9 protein-coding genes and 1 pseudogene are annotated in these 6376 nt (G+C 63.5%); 3 read left to right on the forward strand and 7 right to left on the reverse strand.

What is annotated here, in order from left to right; all coding sequences use genetic code 11:
- Positions 1 to 3 precede the first annotated feature (3 nt).
- The 5 genes from DPM35_RS13565 to purC form a co-directional block, all read right to left on the reverse strand.
- The gene (locus DPM35_RS13565) at positions 4 to 660 is read right to left on the reverse strand and encodes a Pr6Pr family membrane protein (protein WP_112127733.1); all 657 of its coding nucleotides are present in this window, start codon (positions 658 to 660) and stop codon (positions 4 to 6) included.
- Between the two features lie 7 nt (positions 661 to 667).
- Positions 668 to 1078, reverse strand: a complete 411-nt coding sequence (locus tag DPM35_RS13570; protein ID WP_181592004.1) for a hypothetical protein — start codon at positions 1076 to 1078, stop codon at positions 668 to 670.
- A gap of 39 nt (positions 1079 to 1117) precedes the next feature.
- On the reverse strand, positions 1118 to 1786 hold the full coding sequence (purQ, locus tag DPM35_RS13575; RefSeq protein ID WP_112127734.1) for a phosphoribosylformylglycinamidine synthase subunit PurQ: 669 nt from the start codon (positions 1784 to 1786) through the stop codon (positions 1118 to 1120).
- A gap of 2 nt (positions 1787 to 1788) precedes the next feature.
- Positions 1789 to 2028, reverse strand: a complete 240-nt coding sequence (gene purS, locus DPM35_RS13580) for a phosphoribosylformylglycinamidine synthase subunit PurS (protein ID WP_040995386.1) — start codon at positions 2026 to 2028, stop codon at positions 1789 to 1791.
- A 61-nt stretch (positions 2029 to 2089) separates the two neighbouring features.
- Entirely contained in the window at positions 2090 to 2884 is a 795-nt protein-coding gene (gene purC, locus DPM35_RS13585; protein ID WP_042644540.1) for a phosphoribosylaminoimidazolesuccinocarboxamide synthase, read from the reverse strand.
- A gap of 275 nt (positions 2885 to 3159) precedes the next feature.
- On the opposite strand from purC, the gene DPM35_RS13590 reads away from it, so the two are divergent.
- Both DPM35_RS13590 and DPM35_RS13595 read left to right on the forward strand, forming a co-directional pair.
- On the forward strand, positions 3160 to 3480 hold the full coding sequence (locus tag DPM35_RS13590; RefSeq protein ID WP_095818554.1) for a DUF1476 domain-containing protein: 321 nt from the start codon (positions 3160 to 3162) through the stop codon (positions 3478 to 3480).
- A gap of 109 nt (positions 3481 to 3589) precedes the next feature.
- Positions 3590 to 4363, forward strand: coding sequence for an HpcH/HpaI aldolase family protein (locus DPM35_RS13595; protein ID WP_112127735.1), 774 nt, complete (start codon positions 3590 to 3592; stop codon positions 4361 to 4363).
- Positions 4364 to 4371: 8 nt separating this feature from the next.
- Here DPM35_RS13595 and DPM35_RS13600 read toward each other — a convergent pair whose 3' ends face one another.
- Positions 4372 to 4929, reverse strand: a complete 558-nt coding sequence (locus DPM35_RS13600) for an RBBP9/YdeN family alpha/beta hydrolase (protein ID WP_112127736.1) — start codon at positions 4927 to 4929, stop codon at positions 4372 to 4374.
- 192 nt (positions 4930 to 5121) lie between these two features.
- Between DPM35_RS13600 and DPM35_RS13605 the strand changes: the two genes are divergently transcribed.
- Positions 5122 to 5934, forward strand: coding sequence for a VOC family protein (locus DPM35_RS13605; protein WP_112127737.1), 813 nt, complete (start codon positions 5122 to 5124; stop codon positions 5932 to 5934).
- 205 nt (positions 5935 to 6139) lie between these two features.
- On the opposite strand, the pseudogene DPM35_RS13610 reads toward DPM35_RS13605, so the two are convergent.
- Positions 6140 to 6376, reverse strand: a pseudogene (locus DPM35_RS13610) (integrase); the annotation flags it as partial.

Consider the following 6376-nt stretch of genomic DNA (forward strand, 5'->3'; position numbering starts at 1 on the left):
GCTCTATCGGCGGCCCGATTGGAGGGCGGGTTTCCCTCGCAACCGGCCGATCCCGTGATCGATTAGCACGGCAAGCACGCTCAATCCGACGAACAGCGCCGTGACGCCCAAAGCCGAAACGGCGACGCTGGCCGCGCCGTTCTTGGCGACGTCGAGGAACGGATAGGGCACTTCGCCGGCGAACGGCGCGCGGATCAGCGCATAGGCGAGATAGGCCAGCGGATAGATCATCCACCAGGAGATATCGCGCCAGCGCGTGCTGCCGTCGGCGCCAGCGACGAGCCACCACAGCACGAAGATAAACGGCGTGATGTAGTGGAGCAGGATGTCGCAAAGCAGGAACAGGCCCTGCGGTTGCCACAGGCCCGCCAGCACGGTCGCATAGACGATGAAGACCAAGGTGATGGCGACCGCGACGCCGGCCCGCATCCGCTGCCCGGCGAAGGCTGGGAACCAGGCATAGCCGGTGGGCGACAGCAGCGAAGCATGCACCATCACAGCCGCGATGTTGGTCAGGATGGTGAAGAAGCTGAAGAGAAAGACGATCGAGCCAAGCAGGCTGCGCCCGGCCGCCATCGACGCCGGAATCGTGATCGCGGCTTGCAGGACGAGCCCGATAAGCCCGATAACCAGTCCCGCCATCTGCAGGAACCGGCTCATGGCAGGTTCACGCGGCAGCCGCGCAGGACGGGTTGCCGGCCTGCCAGCGGGCAATATCGGAACCGATGCGCGCGCCGAGCGGCTCGTTCATCAGCGGCCCGAACACGTCGACGCGGCTGGAATTGCCCTGCGCCTGCACGACCAGCAGCGGCTTGCCGCCATAATGCTTGGCGGGAACGAGCAGGAAGCGCGGCGTGCCGCTGTAGGAATTGAGCTCATTGGCCATCTGGTAGGGCTTGAAGGCCGGGTCCTTGCTGGCGATCCAGCACTTATGTGCCGAGATGGCGACCTGTTCCATCGCAAGCAGCGAGGCGCTTTTGCCAGAGGAAACCGGCGTCGTCTTGGGGCTCGACTGGCACGAGGCCTGGGCGAGCCCGGCGGCGGCCAGGAGAGCAAGGCGAACAATCGTCGGTCTCATGGTCAGGTCCGCCCCCGCGTTCCGATAGATGTTAAACGATCAAGCCGCGAGGCCGAGCGCGCTTTCGAACAGCGCGCGGCCGTCATTGCCACCGTGCGCCGCCTCGATCAGATTTTCGGGATGCGGCATCAGGCCGAGCACGTTGCCCTTGTCGTTGACGATGCCGGCGATGTCGTTGATCGAGCCGTTGGGATTGGTGCCCTCGGCGTAGCGGAACACGACCTGGCCCTCGCCTTCTAGCCGGGCGAGCGTCTCAGCGTCGGCGAAGTAGTTGCCGTCATGATGCGCCACGGGTGAGCGGATGATCTGTCCGGGCCGGTAGCGGCGCGTGAACATGGTGTTGGCGTTGGCGATCTCGAGCTTGACCTGCCGGCAGACGAATTTCAGCGAGGCATTGCGCATCAAGGCGCCGGGCAGCAGTCCCGCCTCGACCAGGATCTGGAAGCCGTTGCAGACGCCGATGACGGTGACGCCCTTGGCGGCCTTTTCGGCCACCGCCCGCATCACCGGCATGCGCGCCGCGATCGCGCCGCAACGCAGATAGTCGCCGAAGGAGAAGCCGCCGGGGATGGCGATCAGGTCGACAGCGGGGATTTCGGTGTCGGTCTGCCACACCGTCGCCGGCGCCTGGCCGGAAATCTTGGTCAGCGCCGCGATCATGTCGCGGTCACGGTTGAGGCCAGGCAGGAGGACAACGGCTGATTTCATTGTCAGGCAATCTCCACCGCGTAATTCTCAATCACCGTGTTCGCCAAGAGCTTGTCGCACATGGCCTTGAGATCGGCTTCGGCCTTGGCCTTGTCGGTTCCGGTGAGCTCGATGTCGAACACCTTGCCCTGGCGAACCTGGCCGACACCGTCGAAGCCCAGTCCAGAGAGCGCATGCTCGATCGCCTTGCCCTGCGGGTCGAGGACGCCGTTCTTGAGGGTCACGGTGATGCGGGCTTTCATCGATACTCCTAAGTGATGGATCAGGCGGTGGACCTGCCGTTATCCGGCAGGCCCGTCGGTACTAGTGCTTCAGGCCCTTGGGCGCGTCCGAAGAGGCGACGAGGACCGGACCTGTCGGGCGCGGCGGCTCGTTTTCGTTGATGATGCCGAGACGGCGGGCGACTTCCTGATACGCCTCGACCAGGCCGCCCATGTCGCGGCGGAAGCGGTCCTTGTCGAGCTTGTCCTGGGTGGCGACATCCCACAGCCGGCAGGAATCCGGCGAGATCTCGTCGGCGACGACGATGCGCATCATGTCGCCCTCGAACAGGCGGCCGCATTCGATCTTGAAGTCGACAAGCTGGATGCCGACGCCGAGGAACAGGCCGGAAAGGAAGTCGTTGACGCGGATGGCCAAGGCCATGATGTCGTCGATCTCCTGGGGGCTCGCCCAGCCGAAGGCGGTGATGTGCTCTTCCGACACCATCGGATCGTCGAGCGCATCGGCCTTGTAGTAGAATTCGATGATCGAGCGCGGCAGCACCGTGCCTTCCTCGATGCCGAGGCGCTTGGACAACGAGCCGGCGGCGACATTGCGCACGACGACCTCGAGCGGGATGATCTCGACTTCCTTGATCAACTGCTCGCGCATGTTGAGCCGGCGGATGAAGTGGGTCGGGATGCCCATGCGGTTCAAGTGATTGAAGATGTGCTCGGAAATGCGGTTGTTGAGCACGCCCTTGCCATCGACCACTTCATGTTTCTTCTTGTTGAAGGCGGTGGCGTCGTCCTTGAAAAACTGGATCAGCGTGCCCGGCTCAGGTCCCTCATAGAGGATCTTGGCCTTGCCTTCGTAAATGCGGCGGCGATTTTTCATTTGATTTTTTCTCTGGGTCTGCGGGCAGGCGGCAAGTGACCGGTTCCTGTCCGTCTGCCTAAATTAGTATGGCGACGGTGGCGTTCAATGCCGGTGTTATCGCAATCGCCTGGTTTGCTCAATCGTCAAATCCGGCGAATCAACCGCTTTCGGGACTGAAATGCCGCAGCGCAGCATGCCACGAAGTATATTGACCGGGTCGCGGCCTTTTGATTTGTGCTTGCCCATCACACATATTCACCGCGAACGCGAATCGGATTGATCGGAGGGACGTCATGAGCAGCATGAAAGACCGCGAAGAGGGCTTTGAGCGCAAATTCGTCTTCGACGAGGAACTTCGCTTCAAGGCCGCGGCGCGACGCAACAAGGCGCTTGGCCTGTGGGCCGCCGAGAAGCTGGGCAAATCCGGCGCCGATGCCGAGGCCTATGCCAAGGAAGTGGTGGTCTCCGATATCGAGGAGGCGGGCGATCACGATGTCTTCCGCAAGATTCGCAAGGATTTCGATGCCGCCGGCGTCAACCAGTCCGACCATCAGATCCGCCGCACCATGGACGAGTTGATGGCCCAGGCGATCGAGGAGATCAAGAATGCCTGAGGCCGGGCTCTAGCTGGACCAATCGACCGCCCGGCCAAACCGGGCGGTTTTTCTTTGCCTTTACGTCGTTTCCGGCCAAAACTGCGGATTGTTAACAAGGAAAGTTCCAATGTCGCTCAAGTCCCGCCTGGCCGCCGACGAAACACTGTTCACAGCCTGGTCCGGAGTGCCGGACGCGCTGACGGTGGAAATCATCGCCAAGCAGGGTTTTGACGCCGTCACCCTCGACATGCAGCATGGCGGCCATCACGAGGACAGCGTGCTGCGCGGCCTGGTGCCGGTGCTGGCTGCCAACAAGCCGGCGCTGGTGCGCATTCCGGTCGGGCGCTTCGACATGGCAAGCCGCGCGCTCGATTTCGGCGCCGAAGCAGTGATCGCGCCGATGGTGAACTCGGTGGCCGACGCGAGGCAGTTCGCCGCCGCGATGAAATATCCGCCGCTGGGTGAGCGCTCCTGGGGTCCGACCTACGCGTTTCCGCGCCACGGCAAGGGCGATCACGCCGAATGGCTGCGCGACTCGAACCAGCGCACCATGGCCTTCGCGATGGTCGAGACGCGGGCGGCGTTCGAGGCGCTCGACGGCATCCTCGATACGCCCGGCATCGACGGCATCTTCGTCGGTCCGTCGGATTTCTCGATCGCCTGGTCGAACGGAACGACGGTCAATTCGACACTGGAAAGCATGATGGAGACGGTCGCTTCGATCGCCGAGCGGACGCGCAAGGCCGGAAAGCATGCGGCGATCTACGTCATCGAGCCGGCGGTCGCCGGCCGGGTCGTGTCGATGGGCTATAGGCTGCTGGCCATGGGCTCGGACCACACGCTGATCTCGCTTGGCGCAAAAACCTTGTTGAAGAGCATGCGCGATTCTATCGGCTCTTGAGGTCGGCCTTAGGGCTGCTTCAGTTCCGTCAGGAATTTGGCGAAAGTCATCGACCCCTCCGGCCACGGGCCGAAGCCGGCGTCCTGGTTGAGGTGGCCGGCCTCGCCGGCGTCGATGAAGAGTGATCCCCAGGCGGCGGCGATATCCTCGGCGATCTCGAAGGCGCAGAACGGGTCGTTGCGGCTGGCGATCACGATCGACGGGAAGGGCAGGGGATCGCGCGAATAGGGGCCGAAGGTCATCAGGTGCCTCGGCCTGATTTCCGGATTGGCGACATCGGGCGGAGCGACGAAGAAGGCGCCGGCGACCGGCTTCCTGAATTGCGGGATGGCCTGCACCGCCGCCGCAACGCCCAGCGAATGCGCAACGAGCACCACCGGCCGCTCGGCCTCGTTGACGGCGTTCGCCACGCTCGCCGTCCAATCCTCGCGCACGGGCTTCGTCCATTCCGCCTGCTCGACCCGGCGCGCCGTCGACAGTTTTGACTGCCAGCGGGTCTGCCAGTGCTCGGGACCGGAATTGGTGTAGCCCGGCACGATCAGGATATCTGCGTCTTTGACTTTCATCGCGCCGATGTAGCGAGCGGCCTTCGCGCCTGCAACCCTGTCGCCAAAATCGGTGCGATCACAATTGTGAACAACTTGTTCGACTCTTGCCCTCTTGTGTGAACGATCGCAATCGACGATTTGAAGGGGAACAAGAGCCGGCGGCCTGCAAATCTCATTTCAGAAAGAGGCGCCGCCCGAACGGAGAGTTTGATGAGCGAACTGCCTTTTGCCGCGACCACCCCGGTCAGCGTGTCGCGTGTCGGGCTGAAGGCGCGCGACGCCGAGAGCCTGGCCGCCTATTACCGCACCGTCGTCGGCCTGCAGGAACTGAGCCGCGCCGACGGGGCAATCACGCTTGGCGCCGCCAACCGGCCGTTGCTGGTGCTTGAGCAGGATTCTTCGGCCAAGCCCGACGATCCGCGCAGCGCCGGCCTCTTCCATACCGCGTTCCTCCTGCCGTCACGCGCCGATCTCGGCCGCTGGATCAGCCACGCCGCCGCCAACCGCATCGGCATCGAAGGCGCCTCCGACCACTTGGTCAGCGAGGCGCTGTACCTGACCGATCCGGAAGGCAACGGCATCGAGATTTATGCCGACCGCAGTCCGCAGGATTGGAAATGGAACGGCGACAGAATAGCCATGGCGACCGAGCGGCTTAACCTGCCGGCGGTTGTCGGCAGCGTGCCGGCGGGCGACGCCGGTTGGCAGGGCGCGCCGGAAAACACCATCGTCGGTCATGTCCATCTGCGCGTCGGCCGGCCGGAAGATGCCGAAGCCTGGTGGCATGACCAGTTCGGCTTCGACACCGTCGCCAAATATGGCGGCCAGGCGGTATTCTTGTCGTCCGGCCATTACCACCACCATATCGGCGCCAATGCCTGGCAGAGCGCGGGCGCCGGCCGCCGCGATCCATCCCGCGCGGGCCTCGCCTGGGTCGAGATGCGCTCGGACAATGTGAAGGCGGAGGAGAGCCGTGAAGATCCGTGGGGCACGGTGATCAAGACCGTGCCGGGGAAGGCTTGAGCCGGCGTCGGTGACAGCGTTTTTCTCCCCGTCACTATACGGGGAGAAATGCCCGGCAGGGCAGCGCCAAGTTTTCGAGATTGTCCCAACCTAGAAGGGGGTGATAGTTGCCGATGTTGGCGCTGCCCCTCATCCGCCCTTCGGGTGTCCAGGGGATAGATGGGTAACACTTTGAACCGGATACATAGGTAACAGTTTTCTCCCCCTATGATGCGGTCGCCGCAGCGCCAAGCGGTCGTCTTGGCGCGGCGCTGCGGCGAACCAGTTTCATGTGCTTCTCATCGATGAAGCCGAGCGGATGGGTGTGGAAGCGCATCGTCCACTCGCCATCCTCGGTCTCTTCAATGGCAATCGGTTCGCCGGCCAACGTGGCCGAGACATAGATCTCGGTGCCCCGCCATTTGACGGCGCCGTTCTGGCGCACGCCGCGCACCGCTGCCTC

Origin of the sequence: Mesorhizobium atlanticum, assembly GCF_003289965.1 — a bacterium.
Taxonomy (GTDB): Bacteria; Pseudomonadota; Alphaproteobacteria; order Rhizobiales; family Rhizobiaceae; genus Mesorhizobium; species Mesorhizobium atlanticum.

Coding starts and splice junctions, on each gene's coding strand:
- purQ (WP_112127734.1), bottom strand. CDS start 1,786: ATGAAATCAGCCGTTGTCCTCCTGCCTGGCCTCAACCGTGACCGCGAC.
- DPM35_RS13605 (WP_112127737.1), top strand. CDS start 5,122: ATGAGCGAACTGCCTTTTGCCGCGACCACCCCGGTCAGCGTGTCGCGT.
- purS (WP_040995386.1), bottom strand. CDS start 2,028: ATGAAAGCCCGCATCACCGTGACCCTCAAGAACGGCGTCCTCGACCCG.
- DPM35_RS13570 (WP_181592004.1), bottom strand. CDS start 1,078: ATGAGACCGACGATTGTTCGCCTTGCTCTCCTGGCCGCCGCCGGGCTC.
- DPM35_RS13595 (WP_112127735.1), top strand. CDS start 3,590: ATGTCGCTCAAGTCCCGCCTGGCCGCCGACGAAACACTGTTCACAGCC.
- DPM35_RS13600 (WP_112127736.1), bottom strand. CDS start 4,929: ATGAAAGTCAAAGACGCAGATATCCTGATCGTGCCGGGCTACACCAAT.
- DPM35_RS13590 (WP_095818554.1), top strand. CDS start 3,160: ATGAGCAGCATGAAAGACCGCGAAGAGGGCTTTGAGCGCAAATTCGTC.
- DPM35_RS13565 (WP_112127733.1), bottom strand. CDS start 660: ATGAGCCGGTTCCTGCAGATGGCGGGACTGGTTATCGGGCTTATCGGG.
- purC (WP_042644540.1), bottom strand. CDS start 2,884: ATGAAAAATCGCCGCCGCATTTACGAAGGCAAGGCCAAGATCCTCTAT.